Here is a 17,428-nt window from a genome sequence, read left to right on the forward strand (position 1 = left end):
GGTGCTGAATAAATTCGACGCTCATGTCACCTCTCGATTTTTTTTCGACATCTCAACAATGAAAACGAAACTCGACAACTCGCTGAAAATTCTGATTGCCGAAGATAATCGCGCCACTATCGCCTTGCTGGTCAAGTTTCTTCAGAGGCAGGGGCATACACTGTTATTGGCTAAAGATGGCCGACAGGCGCTGGATTTATACCGTCTTGAACAGCCGGATGTGGTGTTGACCGATATCAACATGCCGATCGTCAATGGTCTGGAGGTTATCGAGCAAATGCGGCGATGGCATGCCGATACCTGGGTTCCGATTATCATACTCAGCGCTTATATTCAGGAAGAGGATATCATCAATGGCTTAAAAGCCGGCGCCGATGATTACATGACCAAACCGGTGAACCTCAATATCCTGAGCGCCAAGATCCAGTCGATACGGCATTTCGTATATTTGCAAAGAATTAATCAGCAAACCGCCTTGTCTTTGAGCGAGGCTCATCGGGCATTGGAAAACGAGCAACGGCTGGCTAAGAGTCTGCTCGATAAAATGCTGGATCTCGGCGATTTGGATTATCCTGGTCTGCAATATTGGCTATGCCCGAGCACTCGATTCAGCGGCGACTTGATCGCGGCCACTCGCACCATTGGCGGCAAGTTGTATCTGATGTTGGCCGACGCCACCGGCCATGGGCTCACCGCAGCGCTGCCCACATTGTTGATCGCCAGGACCTTTCATGCGATGTCGGACAAGGGGTTTACGTTGCCCAGCATGCTCGTTGAAATGAATCGCAACGCAAAAAAATATCTGACCAAGGGACATGCTATCGCGGCCGCGCTGTTTGCCATCGACTTCGATCACCAGACCATAGAATATTGGAATGGCGGTTTGCCCGATGCCTTGTTGATCGATGATGAAGGTCGGGTGATGCAGGCGTTGCCTTCGAGCCATCAGACAATCGGTTTACTCGACCGGCCGCGTTTCAATACGACGACTCGCTTATTGCATTGGGAAAAACCCTGTGAGCTGATTGGCTATACCGACGGCTTAGCAGATGTCCGCGATCAACAGGGAAATAGTTTTGATAGGCAAGCATTGGTTGGCATGCTATGCCAGCATGGTCCGGGACAGCGTGTCAATGTTGTCAAGAATCGCGTTCAAGTCTATCTACAGGGCGGCGGGGAAAATGATGATATATCGCTGTTTGCCTTGCGCTGTGGACTCACATGAGCGCGAAGGCTGCGTTCAACCACCGCGTAATGGCAGCGGTTGACCCGAAGCGACTGCGGCGTTGCCGCCTTGCTTGATTAACAGTTTTTGTCCCGGCTGCAGAGGCGTTGTCAATGACAGTTGGTTCCAGCGGGCTATGTCCCGGCTGTTGACGGAAAATTTGCGGGCAATTTGCCAGAAAGTGTCGCCTTTTTTGACCGTGTAGACTTGACTCGTCTGCGGGTGGTCGCGGCTCGCCGCCATGTTCAGAGGGCGCTGGGAAACCGGAATCAGCAGATATTTACCGGCGCGGATCATGTTTCCGCTTAAGCGGTTGCTCCGCTTGATAGCGATGACGCTTGATTGGTATTTATGGGCGATGATGCCCAAATTTTCGCCGGGTTGAATTTTATGGCGAATCCATTTCATGCGTTCTTTTTCCGGTAAGCGGGCCAGTTTGTGTTTAAACTGGTCGGCCTTGTCAATTGGAATCAATAAACGATGCGGGCCGTCCGGATCGGTGCTCCAGCGGTTGAATCCGGGATTGAGTTTGAAGAAGGCGTCAGTAGGCGTCTGCGCCATTTCTACGGCCTTGCTCAGATCGAGTTGCGATTGAATGTTAACAACCTCGAAATAAGGTTGGTTAGGGATGTCGTGCAGCTTGATGTTATATTGTTGTGGATCGGCGAAGATCTTGGCGATGGCCAGCAGGCGCGGCACATAGTCCATCGTTTCTTGGCGTAACTGCAGCGCCCAGTAATCGCTTTCTAGGTCGAGGTCGAGGTTTCTTTTGATGGCTTTGCGTATATTGCCTTTCCCGGCATTATACGAAGCCAGCGCCAATAACCAGTCATCATCGAATTCTTCGCTGAGCTCCTTCAAATAGCGGGTGGCGGCCTGTGTTGAAGCGAAGACGTCACGGCGGCCATCATACCACCAGTTTTGTTTAAGCCCGAAAAAACGGCCGGTAGAGGGTATGAACTGCCATAGTCCGGCGGCCCGGCTAGACGAATAGGCTTGGGGTTTGAAGGCGCTCTCAATCGCTGGCAATAGGGCCAGCTCGCCGGGAATCTTTTTCGCTTCCACTTCCTCGAGGATGAAGTATAGATAAGGTTCCGCGCGTTGTTGAATTCGCTCGATATATTCGGGGTGTCGCAGATACCACTGTAATTGTTGGTTTATGCGTTCATTATCGATCTCCGGCAGCGCGTAAAGCGATAATAAACGTTCCCAGACGGTGGCGTGTTCGGCGTTATTTTTTGCGGCGGCCATGTTTTTCCGGGCCGTGCTGGCTACAGGCGAGCGAGCTTGCGGAGGGCGGTTGAGAGACGCCATAGTATCCGGCGGTATTTCACTGATGGTGAAATGCGAAGGGGATTGTTGCGCGCATCCTGTCGCCAATATAATGGATAGATAAATAAAATGATGGGTCAGAGGGGTGGAACGTGTCATTATTGATACACATTACTAATTCGGAAAAGCTTTAATTATAGCCTGTTTTTCCTTGATTTTCCTAAGTTGCCGCTATTTCTAAATGATTACTGATGAAAAGAATATTTCTGTTTGACCTGTATCAGACGCCACGGGGAAAGTTGTTGCAAACGATGGAAGGGCAGTACTTAAAGCGTTCTATCACCGTCAGTTGTAAACAGCAGCTATTGCAAATCGGCGGCCTGAGTTGGGAAGACAGTTTTATAGACTGCTCGCTGTATCAGCGTTATTGTATACTCGATGTCGATGCGCTCGGTTGCGAAGGCGCGCAACGAGTTCAAGGAAAAGCCTATACCCTGCCGGTGCAGAGCGAATCGATCGATTTGATTATTTTGCCGCATTTGTTGGAATTTGATGAATACCGGTTTCAGACGATGAGGGAAATCGAACGGGTGTTAAAACCGGGTGGGGAGGTGATTATTATAAACTTCAATCCGCTCAGTTTTTCGGTGCGTTATCTATATTTATGGGATGTGAAATTGGCCAATTCCTGGCGTAGTCATTTTATAACCCGCGGTAGAATCAGAGATTGGCTGAAATTAATGAATTTTGAAATGCTGAATACCGTCGAGTTCAATCTGGATACCTTTACCATTAGACCGGGTAAATTTCAGTTTAGCGGGCGTTCGATTTTCGCCATGGCCTATGGAGTCAAGGCGGTCAAACGACGTTACCGACTCATCCCGGTCGGTGAGACTGGCAAACAAAGACCGCGTTTTGCCGGCGTTGGCAACGGTCTGGAATCAAATCTGCAAAGGAAGAAAAAACATGACTGAAACCGTCATCATCTATACCGATGGCGCCTGTAGAGGCAACCCGGGGCCGGGAGGCTGGGGAGTTTATTTATCTTATAAAGGCACGGAAAAAGAACTCTATGGCGGCGAAGCCGAAACGACCAATAACCGCATGGAATTGATGGCGGCAATCCAGGGGCTGGAAGCCTTGAAACGGCCTTGCAGGGTGAAATTGAACACCGATTCAAAATACGTCTTGCAGGGGATTACCGAGTGGATGGCGAATTGGAAAAAACGCGGTTGGAAAACCGCCAGTAAACAACCGGTTAAAAACGTGGATTTATGGCGACGCCTGGATAAGGCTTTGTTACAGCATGAGGTCGAATGGATTTGGATAAAAGGTCATTCCGGCAATCATGGCAATGAAAAAGCGGATAGTCTCGCCAATAAAGGCATCGATTCACTGCAGGCGGCGTAAAAGGATTTCAGTATGGCGCGTTATCACCATATCTTAATGGCGTTGGATTATTCCGAACAGCATCGACAGGTCGCTGAAAAGGCGTCGGCGTTGGCCGAGCAGCATCGCGCCCGGCTCAGTATCGTGCATGTGCTGGATAACATCGCGATGCCCGATACCGGCTATGGCTCGGTGATTTCTCTGCAGGCTGATGGCGACAATGAACCGCTAGATGCAGAAAAACAACGATTTAAGATACTGGCCGAACGGTTAGGGGTTGGGCCAGCTAATCGTTGGTTGGTTTGGGGCAATCCGCAACGGGAGATAGTCGAATTGGCGGGCAAGCAGCAGGTCGATTTGATTGTCGTAGGCTCGCACGGTCGTCATGGCCTGGCGTTGTTATTGGGTTCTACCGCCAATGCCGTCATTCATCATGCGCGCTGCGATGTCTTGGCGGTGAGAACGACGGAGGCTTTGCATTTGGTTGCGCCGGCTTAACTGGTTATACTGAGCCAGTTATCGGCTGCAGAAGATTTCGCCGAATAATACGGGATATCAATAGAACATTAGAGGTAAGAGTTATGATTGGTTCGGTTGTCGCTGCCTTTGTCGCAATATGGTTTTATCACACCGCTAAACAGACCGGGCGCCAGCCTATTTCCTGGGCGGTGGCCGGTATCGTTGTTTATTTTATGGTGGCGCTGATGTGGACTAATTTCGTCACCCCACCGATCAAGGATGCGGCCTCGCACAGCCAGAACGGATTTTTGATTTTTCTGACCCGTTACGCCTATATAATGGTGGGCTTGGCCTGTGCGGTATTTTTTAATCTGAAATTCGCCGGCAGCAAAGAGCGGGATTGACTTCGGTTTGAACGGCGATGGCTTGGTTCGTTTATATCATATTGTGCAGTGATGACAGTCTGTACACCGGTATCAGCAACGATGTGGAAAGCCGGTTCAATCAGCATCTTAAGGGTCAGGGCGCTAAATATTTTCGGGGGCGCCGACCCAAACATGTGATCTATCTCGAGGGCGGGCATGATCGCAGCTCCGCCAGCAAGCGGGAAAGCGTGATCAAGAAGTTAACGCGGGCGGAAAAGTGGCGGCTGATCGGTTCGGCAGATAATGAATTGCAAATGAAGTAGGTATCGCCGCAATTCCCGGTTTGATCGTTTTAACGGTGTTTAGGGCCTGGGGTGTGTCTGTCGAGGAACCCATCCTCGCCCCCAAGAGCCCTCTTCGTTATCCAAATTGATGGGGATTGCCGAGCTAACAGCGCTTTATTTGCTATAAGGGAACAGCGATGACAAACGAGTGCAGAATATTATTTGCAGGCGATCCGCATGGCGACTTTGCACCGCTAATCCGAGCCGTGCTCACCCAAAAGCCTGAGGCAGTGGTGTTGTTGGGTGATTATGACCTGGAAAAACCGCTGCAAGACTATTTGCGTCCCATTGTCGATGTAACCGAGATCTGGTGGATCGCCGGCAATCACGAATTTGAGCACCCGGATAAGCACCGCTATTTGTTTGATTCGTCACTTGCCGACAACGGACTGCATTTGCAGGTCAAGGACGTCGCCGGGCTCAGAATAGCTGGGTTGGGCGGGATTTTCCTGGGGCGGGTTTGGTATCCGCCGAATCGACCTAGATGGAAAAGCAAAAGCCATTTTCTCAGTCAACAACCCTCCCATGTCAGGACGGCGGGATTGTCTTTAAAGTACCAAGCGGCCATCTGGCATGATGAAGTGCAGCGCCTGAAACAATTGGATGCCGATATCCTGGTTTCCCATGAAGCGCCGCGTAGTCATCGACACGGTTTTATCGTCATCGATGAATTGGCAGCCGCGTTGAAGGTCAGCAAGGTTTTTCATGGGCATTTGCATGAGCATTATACCGCGACGATTAGGGCCGGCATCAAGGTGCATGGCATTGCCGACAGAATGGTTGCCGATTTAAACGGTCATCCGGTTTAGTCCCATTCAACAAAGGCAAGTTTACGACAGCCATAAAAAAGGCCGGCGAGTGCCGGCCTTTCTTGAACTTTATCCGAGAGTTTCGGCTGCTTAGAACGCCAATTGGGTTCTGAAGGTGAAGGCATGGACGTCTTCGATGTCTTCGCCGGCGACTTCCGCTGGTGAGCTGCTCAGATCGAAGGCGTGACGATAATCCGCCATCAGGCGCAGGTTTTCGTTCAGATACCAGTTCAACGCGACGGTCACCGCTTTTTCGCTGCCACCGTCGTGACCGTCCGAGTTAAGGTCGTTTTGGTCGTAACGAGCGGCCAATTCAACCGCGCCCCAGCCGCCGTTTTTCAGGCTGAAGTTTTGCGAAGGTTTCAGACGTTTGAATTCGCCGTCTGAGCCTTTGTATGAACGCGATTCGCCGGTCAAAGTCCAAGCGGTTTGAACATAGAAAGCATCTAAGTCCAAAGTTTCGCCGTTTTCAAGGTCCGCCCAGACACGACCGTACTCACCCTGTACCGAGAACGGGCCTTGCATATAGGCCGCCTCGAAACCGGCCATTTTGAAGTCTTTCGCATCGAAAACTTTAAGTTTCGAGGTCTTTACGTTCGACATATGCGTGGTTTCATAGGAGAACTCGACATGATCCTTGCCGTTGGACATTGCGCCACCTTGGGTGTCCGGAGCACGATAACCGCCATAGGCGCCCAAGTGCAGAACTTGATCTTTTTTGTTGATCGGCGCGTAAGTCAAACGGGAAGCCGCGCCCCAGCCTTCATCGACGGTATGGTCTTTTTCCGGCGACATGGCATCGCCGTAAGCGCCGATCTGCGCCGACCAGTCGTCGCCGGATGATTTCAAATGGATACCGATGGCCCGGTCGAACAGGCTGGCGGTCAGCGAGTTGACCAGCGAACGCTCGGTGAACATGATGTCGTTCGAGCTTTCCTGCAACTCCATGCTGATCGGTTGTTTTTGGTGACCGACGGTCAATTCCAGCCAATCGAGGCCCTGATAGGTGATGAACATATCTTTGACGGCCGTCTTGTTGTCGGCGAAGTCGACTTCTGAGACGAATTTGAAATCATCCCAAAATAAGCCTTTGAAAGCCAGGCGGCCGCGGCGGATCTCGGTGCCGTCGGTTGCGCCACCGACACCTTTGTCACCGGCAGCTTTATCGTTGCTGTGGAATGTGGCGTCGGCATGGATACGGCCGCCAAAGCCGAATTTGAAGTCGCCGTCGCCGGATTCAACCTGCAGGCCTTTTTTGCCCAGCTTGATTTTGATGTTATCAACATCGCTTTTGCTGAGTGTTTCCTGTTGGATCAGTTTGTTGTATTGGGATTGGTTGATTGCGCCATTTTGCAGCAGCATGTCCAATAATTCTTTGTCCGCCGCTTGCGCCGTCATGCTGCCCAGTGTTGTTGCAGCGCCCAGTGCTAACATTTTGGCTGTTTTGTTAATCGCCATCAGTCGTACCCTATATGTTGTGTGAAAAAAGCAATTTGTTGTAAAAACTCGACACAGGATAGGGGATGTTTATTACAAAATTATGACGGGCCGGGATCGGCGGCATTTTTTTTTGGTCTGATAGGGCTTTGTCATAATGTTGTAATCAGGCAACATGAAGGTGTGGGCAGGTGGAAGGCTGGTTGATTTCGATTGTTAAATAATACAGTTGAGAATGATTTGCATTAAGTTTAGTTGTTGGTTTAAAATTAAGCTTTATTTTTTTTGGAGTGCATAATGAAAATCAGCAACCGACAGTTTTGTTCCGCGCTGGCGTTGGCTGCTCTCGGCAGTAGCGCCTATGCCGCGGAAGGCGAGTTGAGCAAGCCGCAGACGATGGAAGAGATGTGGAAAATCATCCAGGCGCAACAACAGCAAATCAATCAGATGACGCAAAAGCTGGAAGCCGTTTCGGAAACGGCGAAAAACCAGGAAGTACAGGCATTGGATCGCAAGACCAATGTGCTGGCCGAGGAGGTGGAAAAAATTCGCACCGAGATGTTCATTCCTGAAGATATCGAGTACAAAAGTCAATACGGTCTGGGGCCGGCGGCGTCGAAGGTCTATCAGGTCGGCAAGGGCTTGTCGATCGGCGGTTATGGCGAAGCCAATTACCAGGCGATCGTCAACGACGAGACAGGCAAGAACGATAATGCCGATTTCGAACGCTTGGTGCTGTATGCCGGTTATAAATTCACCGATAACATTCTGTTCAACAGTGAAATCGAATTCGAGCACGGTTCGACCGATAAAAATGGTTCCGTGTCGGTCGAATTCGCCGCGCTGGATTTCTTTATCGACCCGATGGCCAACGTCAGGGCGGGTATGGTATTGATGCCTATGGGGTTCATCAACCAGATCCATGAGCCGCCGTTTTATTTCGGCAACAATCGTCCCGAGGTTGAGCGTAGGATCATTCCCAGCACCTGGCGGGAAATCGGCGCCGGCCTGTTCGGCGAGCTGTTGCCTGGCCTGACCTATACCACTTATGTCGTCAATGGCTTGGATGCAGACGGTTTTGGTTCTTCCGGCATACGCGGCGGTCGTCAAAAAGGCAGCGAGGCGAGGGCGGAGGACTTGGCGTTCGTCGGTCGCGTCGATTATGAGTTGCCGCAAGTACCGGGCGTGACCTTAGGCGGCTCGGCTTATTTGGGTAACTCCGGCCAGAATCAGAAGTTTGCCGGGCAGCAGGTCGATGCATTTACGCAACTGTATGAAGGTCATGTGCAGGTGAAGTATCGCGGCTTGGAATTCCGAGCCTTGGGGTCTTGGGGACATATCGATGATACGGCGACGCTGAGTGCTGCGAAAGGCGAGGTCATCGGCGAGGAGAGCTTTGGTTGGTATGCCGAAGTCGGTTACGACGTCATGCCTCACCTGTTTCCGGAAACGACGCAATATTTGGCGCCATTCTTCCGTTATGAAAGGCTGGACACCGTGGCCAGTGTCGCGGCGGGCAATGCATTCGGCGATGATCCGACTATGGACAGACAAATCTTCCAGGTCGGCGTGAATTATAAGCCGATTCCAAATGTCGTTATTAAAGCCGATTACCGTAACTGGGATTCCGAAGGCGGCGACTTGCCGGATGATTTCAACCTGGGCTTGGGCTTTATCTTTTAAAAACGAAAGAAGTAAAGGTTGAGAGGGAATTGCCGCAGTCATCGATTGCGCTTTTTTCTTCAACCTTACGCTTATTTTGGCATATGAGGTATTTAGCGCTAGATTGACAGCATCAGTTTGAGTATTTTTGCGGGGTTTAGGGCATGGGGTGTGTCTGTCGAGGAGCGCCGTAAACCCATCCCTGGGGGCTTGACGGCAGCATCCTTGCTGCCGACATCCTCGCCAAACACACCCCATGCCCTTTTTGAACTCCAAAGTGGGAATTGCTGCTAGATTGGCGTTTATTTGCCATATTGATTTATTATAATACGCTTTTTGGCGCTTCTTTTGTTAATCATGTTTAGATTAAAATCTGTCAAGTTAATCGTTGCCGTGTGCTTGCTATTGTCGGCTCTTCCTTGCGTCGGCAAAATTTATTACAGCAAAAACGAGGCCATGGAATTGGCTTTCGGCAAGGATGCGACGGTTGAAATGTTGTCGTTGTTCCCAACGGCTGATGAGCTTGCCCAGATCGAAAAGATGGCGCGGGTAAAAATGGAGTCTTCTCTGTATACCTTCTATGTCGGCAAAAAAGGCGATCAGGTTATCGCTTATGCGGCGATAGAGAGCCATACCGTTCGCACCAAGCCTGAAACGTTGCTGGTGGTGTTGACGCCGGAAGGCAAGATCAGCGCCGTCCATACGCTGGCCTTCCATGAGCCGCCGGAGTATCAGCCGCCACAGCGTTGGTATCAACAGCTATATCAGAAGGAGCTGGAGCGACTCAGCTTCAGCGCCGATATACAAGGCATGACCGGGGCTACGTTGAGTACGCGTTCGGCATTGAACATTTCCCGCAAGGTGATGGCGATTTATCAAATATTAGTCAAGAATAAACAGAACTGATGCGTTTTTTTGTAACCGGCGAACAAAATCGTCAAATGATGCTGAATGCCTTGATCCTAATGTTTCTGGGCTATGTCGCCTTATTATGGCTCAGCAACGGCATGATGTATTTCCATAAAATGGGGCTGACCGCAGATTCGGTGATTGCCTACTATTTGGGCTCCGAGGAGGAATTTACCCAACCGAAGAGTTACCAGAGCCTGCTGGAAGTCAGTCATTTTCATTTGTTTGCGATGGGGATGCTGATTTTGACCTTGACCCATTTGATGCTGATGACCAGTTTGCCGACATTGCTGAAGATTTGGGTCAGCGCCCTGGTTTATGTTTCGGCCATTGCTGACGAACTGGCCGGTTGGTTGGTGCGATTTGTTCATCCAAACTTCGCTTATTTCAAAATCGGCTCTTTCTTGTTGCTGGAGCTCTCCCTGGCGATTCTGATCTTTGTCGTCAGCGCCTCTTTGATTCAGTCCCGAAGGCAGGCTAACCGTAAAAGTGACAATGCTTTTAGGAAGTGCTGATGTGATTTTCAGTGCCTTTCAGGATTTAGGCGGCAGGTCATTGATTTCTCGGGACGCGTTCACCCAGCACCTAAATACCATGGCTTTTGGACTACATTTTACATTCCAGGATAATTTAGGTGCTGGGGGGCTTGACGGCAGCATCCTTGCTGCCGACATCCTCGCCAAACACATCCCGTGCCCTTTTTGAACGCCAAACTGATGGCATGGGAATTGCAGCTGCTTCACGCGCCGCTTGCACTTCCCTTAAAAGGACGTTGAGTAATTATGCGTTGATTAAATCGGCGCCGCCAAAGTCGGTGGCGGCAAGTCATTGGATGTTATCGACCGGCGGCAAGCCGTTCAGAGGTTTTACTTGTCGCTGCGTTCCTTAATGACCTCAGGCATGTGGTGGCGTCGCTTGACGTGTTGTTTGCCATGGAGGTTTTTCACCTCGACTTTAATATTTTCATCCTTGGCCGTGGTGAGGAAATCCTCGATCGTTTCCAGGATATCGTGATCGATGAATTGCGCATTGCTGGCGTCTATGGTCACGCTGCTGTTCGGTTCGATATGCAAGATGAACTTACGCAGCAAGGCTTTGTTCAGGAACGACACGTCTTTATGCAGCGATAACACATAATGGGTATCATCCTGCACCATACTGATGGTGGCTTGGTAGTTAGCCTTGATGACGTAATAAAGGCCGACCGCGAGGCCGATGCCGATGCCGATCAGCAGGTCGCTCCATAAGATGGCGATGACGGTGATGCTGAAAGGCAAAAATTGTCCGCGGCCGCGGTTGTAAAAATCCTTGAACAGGCTGGGGCGGGCCAGTTTATAACCGGTGTGCAGCAATATGGCGGCTAGGCAGGCGAGAGGAATCTGATTCAGATAAGCGGAAAAAAACAACACGCTGAGCAGCAAACAAATGCCATGTATAAACGAAGAAATGCTGGTTTTGCCGCCGGCATTGATGTTGGCCGAACTGCGTACGATCACCGCAGTCATCGGCAGGCCGCCGAGCAGGCCGCTGAGAATGTTGCCGACGCCCTGGGCCTTCAGTTCGCGATTGGTCGGGGCGATGCGTTTTAACGGATCGAGCTTGTCCACCGCCTCGATGCTCAATAGCGTTTCCAAACTGGCGATAATGGCCAGGGTCAAGGCGATTTTATAGGTTTCGGCGTACGCTAAATAACTGAAGTCCGGGAAGCTCAATTGATGAAAAAAGTCGTCGACTCTTGTCGTTTCCGGCAGATGCACCAGATGTTTTTCGGTGACGGCCCATTGCGGGTCCACTTCTAGGGCCGTGATGTTGTATAACACTCCCCAACCGACCGCGATCAACGGGCCGGGGATCAGCTTCGTCAGCGTCAGTTTGTTAAAAAATCGAGTCTCCCAGATCAGCATGATCAGCAGGCCGATCATGCTGATGATCGCGGCGCCGGGCGAGATATTGTAAAAGGTGTCCAGCAATTCCTTGAAACTGCTCTGCGCGGTCTCCTGCATATAACTCTCATCGCCCTCATAGCTGACATGATAGCCCAGCGCGTGAGGAAGCTGTTTGATGATCAAAATCAGGCCGATCGCCGCCAGCATGCCCTTGATGACGCTAAGCGGAAAAAAGGCGCCGATAATTCCGGCTCGAAAATGGCCGAGCAAGATTTGTACGAGGCCGGCGATGACCACGGCGGTGAGCAGGCCCTGAAAACTGCCCAATGTCTCGATGGCGTTCAGCACAATGACCGTCAGGCCGGCCGCTGGCCCCGATACGCTTAATTGTGAGCCGCTCAGCCAGGTGACAATGAGGCCGCCAATGATGCCTGTGATGACGCCGGAAAAAAGCGGTGCGCCGGAGGCCAGGGCTATGCCCAGGCAGAGAGGGAGTGCAACCAGAAATACGACGATGCCGGCCGGAAAGTCGTCTTTAAGATGCTTTAGGTAATATTGGGCGTGCTTATGAATCATGACACCATTCCTAATCTAGCAGGGTGGCTTCAGTGTAATTGATATCGACTCATTGACCAATGACGGACTATTGAAATTTCCGCGGGCTCATCGGGTTTAATTGATTTGCTTATGGCCGGGTAATATTTATTGCTGCAAGGCTGTTTCCTTGCGCTGCTCTATGTGATAATAACGTGTTTATTTTCCAACTATTCAGATACGGCCAGGCAGAACAATGGACGAGAACAAGAAAAAAGCGCTCGGTGCGGCGCTGATGCAGATAGATAAGCAGTTTGGCAAAGGTTCTGTGATGCGCATGGGCGATGTGGCGGCAAGCCGCGATATCGATGTGGTGTCTACCGGATCTTTATCGCTGGATATTGCCTTGGGGTGCGGGGGCTTGCCGCGTGGACGCGTAGTCGAGATATACGGGCCGGAATCGTCCGGTAAAACGACGCTGTCGTTACAGACCATCGCTCAGATGCAGAAACTTGGCGGAACCGCGGCATTTGTCGATGCCGAACATGCGTTGGACCCGGTTTATGCAGAAAAAATCGGCGTCAATGTCGATGACTTGCTGGTTTCGCAGCCGGACACCGGCGAACAGGCACTGGAAATTACCGATATGCTAGTGCGTTCCGGCGCCGTCGACATTGTGGTTGTAGATTCAGTGGCGGCGCTGACGCCCAAGGCCGAAATCGAAGGCGAAATGGGCGATTCTCATATGGGCCTGCAGGCTCGCTTGATGTCCCAGGCGTTAAGGAAGCTGACCGCCAATATCAAGCGTTCCAACACCTTGGTCATTTTTATCAATCAATTGCGGATGAAAATTGGGGTGATGTTCGGTAATCCAGAGACCACTACCGGCGGGAATGCCCTGAAGTTTTATTCTTCCGTACGGTTGGATATTCGCCGTATCGGCGCGATCAAGAAAGGCGAAGAAGTGATCGGCAACGATACCCGAGTGAAAGTCGTTAAAAATAAAGTGGCCCCGCCGTTCAAACAGGCTGAATTCGAAATTCTCTATGGAGAGGGCGTCTCTTTCCTGGGCGAGCTGGTTGATTTGGGGGTGCAATACGGTTTTGTGCAAAAGGCCGGCTCCTGGTATAGCTACGGCAATGAAAAAATTGGCCAAGGCAAGGAAAACGCCAAGCAGTTTTTGAAAGACAATCCCGACAAGGCGGAAGAATTGGAAGCGGCTATCAGAGGCGAGGCGTTGGGCGATTTAAAGAAAAAGGCTGAGGCGGCTAAGGAAAAAAAGGCTGAAGCGACTAAGGAAAAGGGAAGCCCCAAGTCCTAGCCTTGAAAAATCCTGTGGAAGCAGATAAAAAGCAAATTGAATTTTGTTTTTGGGATATGGCCGAAAATAACTTCCTTTTTTACTTCATGTTTACTTGGGACAGGTTCAGCCGCCGACACACAGGGATATCCATGCACGTCAAGCAGGAGCGGTGAGTTGTCGGGGATTTCCCAGTCCTAAATACTCTAGGCTATTGGCTATGATTAATCATCTTCGATGATTTAGGTGCTGGGTGAATGGCGTCTTCTGGAGCAAGTAACGGATAGAAAAAGCATTTTTATACTGAATAGGTAACTGCTCACCCCCATTCGTAGGGTGGATAAGCGGAGCGCATCCACCGGGTCGGCATCTTTGGTGGATACGCCCTAAACCCTGAAAGATACTGAATAGTTACCTGAATAGTTACTTTTGTTTTTAGTCATGAATCTTGACGACGGGAAAAGACCGATAACTAAATCGTGACAGAACAATATCAGCAAATTAAGGACATCTGCCTAAGATTGTTGGCTCGGCGCGAGCATAGCCAGAAGGAGTTGCAAGACAAGCTGGTGCTGAGAGGGTTCGATCGCATTAGTTCACAGGAAGTGATCGCAGAGCTGGCGGAGCAGGGCTGGCAAAGCGACGACCGTTATGCGGAAAGTTATGCCCGCCAACGCATCGAGAAGGGGTGCGGTCCTGTGCGTATCGCCCATGAGTTGAAGCTGCGCGGGGGAGGCGACGCCGACCTCGATGCGATCGTGACCGAACTGGCCGGTAGCTGGATGGAGGCCTTGCAACGAGTTTATTTGGGCAAATATGCAAACGATAAGCGCATGCCCGCGAAAGAGTGGCTTAAACGCAGCCGGTTTTTGCAACAGCGAGGATTCAGCGGCGATATGATCAAGGCGCTTTTTGTGCAATTGGATATTAGTCTGGAGCGCTGATGCTCAGGCGTTTCTAAAAAGATATGTAACTATTCAGCTTGATACCGAGAAAATATTTCTTTTACTATCAATTGCTTGCGGAAGAAGTGTATGCGACAGGGATGTCGCATCCAAGCCTATAGGGATATATTCACGGCGTCTTCTGTAGCAAGTAACTGATAGTAAAAACATTTTTATACTGAATAGTTACAAAGATATAAATATAGCGTAGTTATTACACCTAAACATTATGAAATATATGACCAGCGCAGAATTGCGCAGTGCATTTCTGGAGTTTTTTCGAGCCAGAGGACATTCCATCCAGCCGTCGAGTTCGCTAGTGCCGGGCAATGACCCGACCTTGTTGTTTACCAATGCCGGCATGGTGCAATTCAAGGATGTTTTTCTGGGGCGGGAAAAGCGTGATTACAACCGCGCCGCGACCAGTCAGCGTTGTGTTCGCGCCGGCGGCAAACATAATGACCTGGAAAATGTAGGCTATACCGCCAGACATCATACCTTTTTTGAAATGCTGGGCAATTTCAGTTTCGGCGATTATTTCAAAAAAGACGCCATTCACTTTGCCTGGGACTTCCTGACCAAGGAGTTGGGCATTCCGACGGAAAAACTGTGGGTGACGGTGTTCGAAGAAGACTCCGAAGCGGAAGCGATCTGGCTGGAGGAGGTTAAGGTCGATCCGGCGCGTTTTTCCCGTATCGGCGCCAAGGATAACTTCTGGTCGATGGGCGATGTCGGTCCTTGCGGTCCATGCACTGAAATTTTTTACGACCATGGCGCAGAGGTGGCCGGCGGACCACCGGGCAGCCCCGATGAGGAAGGCGACCGTTACATCGAGATCTGGAATCTAGTGTTCATGCAGTATGACCGGGATAAGGACGGTAATCTGACGCCGTTGCCGGCGCCTTCTGTCGATACCGGCATGGGCTTGGAGCGGATTGCCGCGGTGTTGCAGGGGGTGCATAGCAACTATGAAATAGATCTGTTCCAGAACATCCTGAAATCGGCGGCGCGACTCGCCGATAGCTCTGATCTGGACAATAGTTCGCTGCGAGTCATCGCCGATCACATCCGTTCCTGTGCGTTCTTGGTGACCGATGGTGTGTTGCCGTCGAATGAAGGGCGTGGTTATGTGTTGCGCCGGATCATACGCCGTGCGATACGTCACGGTTACCGTCTAGGTATTCATGAGGTCTTCTTTCATAAGCTGGTGGCGCCGTTGGTTGCGGAAATGGGCGAGGCCTACCCTGAATTGAAACAGGCGCAAGAACAGGTGGAGCGGGTCCTGAAAAAAGAAGAGGAACGTTTTGCCGAAACTCTGCAGCAGGGCATGAAGGTGCTGGAAGCCTGTGTCGCCAAATTGGAAGGTCGAGTCATTCCCGGCGATGTGGTTTTCCTGCTTTATGATACTTACGGTTTTCCGGTGGACTTGACGGCCGATTTTGCCCGTGAACACGAGCTGAGTGTCGACCATGCCGGTTTCGAGGTGGAAATGGCGGCTCAGCGGGAGAGAGCGCGCGCCGGAGGCCACTTTTCCGCCGATTACGACCAAGACATCAAACTGGACGGTCAGACCGAGTTTACCGGTTATCAGCACATCGAGGATGGCGCGAAGATTATCGGTCTGTTCCACAAGGGACAAGCGGTCGACAGCCTAAAGCAAGGCGAAGACGGCATCGTCGTATTGGACCGGACGCCGTTTTATGCCGAATCCGGTGGTCAGGCTGGCGACAGCGGCCGCATCGAAGCCGGTGAGGCGGTTTTTCAGGTAAACGATACGCAAAAACAGGGCGGTGATTTGTTCCTGCACAAAGGCAGGGTGCTGCAGGGTGAAATCAAACGGGATGGGGCTTGCCGGGTTCATGTCGATGCCGAGAAACGGAAGGCAACGGAGCTGAATCATTCGGCCACCCATTTGTTGCATGCGGCGCTTAGAAAAACGCTGGGCGATCATGTCGCGCAGAAAGGCTCATTGGTGAATTCGGAACGCCTGCGTTTCGACTTCTCGCACTTCGAGCCGCTGACCGCCGATGAAATCGCCACGATCGAGCACCGGGTGAACGAGCAAATTCGGCTGAATAATCCAGTTTCCGCCGAAATCATGGCTAAGGACGAGGCCGTCAAGGCGGGGGCGATGGCCTTGTTTGGCGAAAAATACGGCGACGAAGTGCGGGTGCTGAAGATCGGCGATTTCTCGACCGAATTATGCGGCGGCACCCATGTCGACAGGGCCGGCGATATCGGTATGTTCAAGATCATCGCCGAAACCGGTGTTGCGGCCGGCGTCAGAAGGCTGGAGGCGGTGACCGGTCAGGCGGCATTGGATTGGGTGGCGAATCGCGATCAGGCCTTGGGCAACATCGCCGGATTGCTGAAGAGCTCGCCGGAAAAAGCTTTGGACAAGGTTCAGCAATTGCTGGAAAAAAACCGCACATTGGAAAAAGAGCTGGAAAAATTCAAGGCAAAACTGGCTAGTACGGCCGGTGGAGAGTTGAGCAGTCGGGCGATCGATGTCGATGGCGTTAAGGTGTTGGCGGTGAAATTGGACGATGTCGATCCCAAGGCCATGCGCGATATGGTCGATCAGCTCAAAAACAAACTGGGCAGTGCCGCGATTGTGTTGGCGACCGTCAAAGACGACAAGGTCAGCCTGATTGCTGGGGTGTCCAAGGATCAAACGCCCCGTCTGAAAGCCGGCGACCTAGTGAACTCGGTCGCCTCCAAGGTAGGCGGCAAAGGCGGCGGCCGGCCGGATATGGCGCAGGCCGGAGGCAATGATCCGTCCGGCTTGGAGGAGGCCTTAAAACAGGTGCCGGAGTGGGTCAAACAGCAGTTTGGGGCTTGAATTCGTTAACGACTGCTTGCTGTATATATGCGCCCATTAACCTGTGATGCG

At 51.3% G+C, this 17,428-nt stretch carries 16 protein-coding genes; 13 read left to right on the forward strand and 3 right to left on the reverse strand.

Going from position 1 to position 17,428, the window contains the following annotated elements; translation table 11 throughout:
• The first annotated feature begins 58 nt into the window (after positions 1-58).
• Positions 59-1,225 carry a PP2C family protein-serine/threonine phosphatase gene (locus Q9L42_RS08030; protein ID WP_349432575.1) on the forward strand — a complete coding sequence of 389 codons (1,167 nt, stop codon included), beginning with the start codon at positions 59-61 and terminating at the stop codon, positions 1,223-1,225.
• Between the two features lie 15 nt (positions 1,226-1,240).
• On the opposite strand, the gene Q9L42_RS08035 is transcribed toward Q9L42_RS08030, so the two are convergent.
• Entirely contained in the window at positions 1,241-2,656 is a 1,416-nt protein-coding gene (locus Q9L42_RS08035) for a transglycosylase SLT domain-containing protein (protein WP_349432577.1), read from the reverse strand.
• A 92-nt stretch (positions 2,657-2,748) separates the two neighbouring features.
• Between Q9L42_RS08035 and Q9L42_RS08040 the strand changes: the two genes are divergently transcribed.
• The 6 genes from Q9L42_RS08040 (at position 2,749) to Q9L42_RS08065 (ending at position 5,863) form a co-directional block, all read left to right on the forward strand.
• Positions 2,749-3,471 carry a class I SAM-dependent methyltransferase gene (locus tag Q9L42_RS08040; RefSeq protein WP_305908960.1) on the forward strand — a complete coding sequence of 241 codons (723 nt, stop codon included), beginning with the start codon at positions 2,749-2,751 and terminating at the stop codon, positions 3,469-3,471.
• Positions 3,464-3,907: a ribonuclease HI gene (gene rnhA, locus Q9L42_RS08045; RefSeq protein WP_305908959.1), complete on the forward strand. Its 444-nt coding sequence runs from the start codon at positions 3,464-3,466 to the stop codon at positions 3,905-3,907. The genes Q9L42_RS08040 and rnhA overlap by 8 nt, the downstream gene beginning before the upstream one ends.
• Positions 3,908-3,919: 12 nt before the next feature.
• Complete coding sequence (locus tag Q9L42_RS08050) at positions 3,920-4,384, forward strand: universal stress protein (RefSeq protein WP_305908958.1); 465 nt, start codon at positions 3,920-3,922, stop codon at positions 4,382-4,384.
• 83 nt (positions 4,385-4,467) lie between these two features.
• A complete protein-coding gene (locus Q9L42_RS08055; protein ID WP_305908957.1) occupies positions 4,468-4,749 on the forward strand; it encodes a hypothetical protein in 282 nt (93 codons plus the stop codon).
• Between the two features lie 17 nt (positions 4,750-4,766).
• On the forward strand, positions 4,767-5,033 hold the full coding sequence (locus Q9L42_RS08060; protein ID WP_305908956.1) for a GIY-YIG nuclease family protein: 267 nt from the start codon (positions 4,767-4,769) through the stop codon (positions 5,031-5,033).
• Positions 5,034-5,191: 158 nt separating this feature from the next.
• The gene (locus tag Q9L42_RS08065) at positions 5,192-5,863 is read left to right on the forward strand and encodes a metallophosphoesterase family protein (RefSeq protein WP_305908955.1); all 672 of its coding nucleotides are present in this window, start codon (positions 5,192-5,194) and stop codon (positions 5,861-5,863) included.
• Positions 5,864-5,953: 90 nt separating this feature from the next.
• Here Q9L42_RS08065 and Q9L42_RS08070 read toward each other — a convergent pair whose 3' ends face one another.
• Positions 5,954-7,321: an OprO/OprP family phosphate-selective porin gene (locus tag Q9L42_RS08070; RefSeq protein WP_305908954.1), complete on the reverse strand. Its 1,368-nt coding sequence runs from the start codon at positions 7,319-7,321 to the stop codon at positions 5,954-5,956.
• Between the two features lie 276 nt (positions 7,322-7,597).
• Between Q9L42_RS08070 and Q9L42_RS08075 the strand changes: the two genes are divergently transcribed.
• The 3 genes from Q9L42_RS08075 to Q9L42_RS08085 all read left to right on the forward strand — a co-directional run bounded on the left by Q9L42_RS08075 (position 7,598) and on the right by Q9L42_RS08085 (position 10,386).
• Positions 7,598-8,983 (forward strand): hypothetical protein, encoded by a 1,386-nt coding sequence (locus Q9L42_RS08075; protein ID WP_305908953.1) that lies wholly within the window; start codon positions 7,598-7,600, stop codon positions 8,981-8,983.
• Positions 8,984-9,319: 336 nt separating this feature from the next.
• Positions 9,320-9,868, forward strand: coding sequence for an FMN-binding protein (locus tag Q9L42_RS08080; RefSeq protein WP_305908952.1), 549 nt, complete (start codon positions 9,320-9,322; stop codon positions 9,866-9,868).
• Positions 9,868-10,386: a hypothetical protein gene (locus Q9L42_RS08085; RefSeq protein WP_305908951.1), complete on the forward strand. Its 519-nt coding sequence runs from the start codon at positions 9,868-9,870 to the stop codon at positions 10,384-10,386. The genes Q9L42_RS08080 and Q9L42_RS08085 overlap by 1 nt, the downstream gene beginning before the upstream one ends.
• Before the next feature lie 351 nt (positions 10,387-10,737).
• On the opposite strand, the gene Q9L42_RS08090 is transcribed toward Q9L42_RS08085, so the two are convergent.
• Entirely contained in the window at positions 10,738-12,333 is a 1,596-nt protein-coding gene (locus Q9L42_RS08090; RefSeq protein ID WP_305908950.1) for a SulP family inorganic anion transporter, read from the reverse strand.
• A gap of 214 nt (positions 12,334-12,547) precedes the next feature.
• Here Q9L42_RS08090 and recA point away from each other — a divergent pair, with 214 nt between their 5' ends.
• The 3 genes from recA (at position 12,548) to alaS (ending at position 17,377) form a co-directional block, all read left to right on the forward strand.
• Positions 12,548-13,612: a recombinase RecA gene (gene recA, locus Q9L42_RS08095; protein ID WP_349432580.1), complete on the forward strand. Its 1,065-nt coding sequence runs from the start codon at positions 12,548-12,550 to the stop codon at positions 13,610-13,612.
• A 458-nt stretch (positions 13,613-14,070) separates the two neighbouring features.
• Positions 14,071-14,535 (forward strand): regulatory protein RecX, encoded by a 465-nt coding sequence (locus tag Q9L42_RS08100; protein ID WP_305908948.1) that lies wholly within the window; start codon positions 14,071-14,073, stop codon positions 14,533-14,535.
• A 229-nt stretch (positions 14,536-14,764) separates the two neighbouring features.
• Positions 14,765-17,377, forward strand: a complete 2,613-nt coding sequence (gene alaS / locus Q9L42_RS08105) for an alanine--tRNA ligase (RefSeq protein WP_349432582.1) — start codon at positions 14,765-14,767, stop codon at positions 17,375-17,377.
• The last annotated feature ends 51 nt before the right edge of the window (positions 17,378-17,428 follow it).

Origin of the sequence: Methylomarinum sp. Ch1-1 (assembly GCF_030717995.2) — a bacterium.
GTDB lineage: Bacteria > Pseudomonadota > Gammaproteobacteria > Methylococcales > Methylomonadaceae > Methylomarinum > Methylomarinum roseum.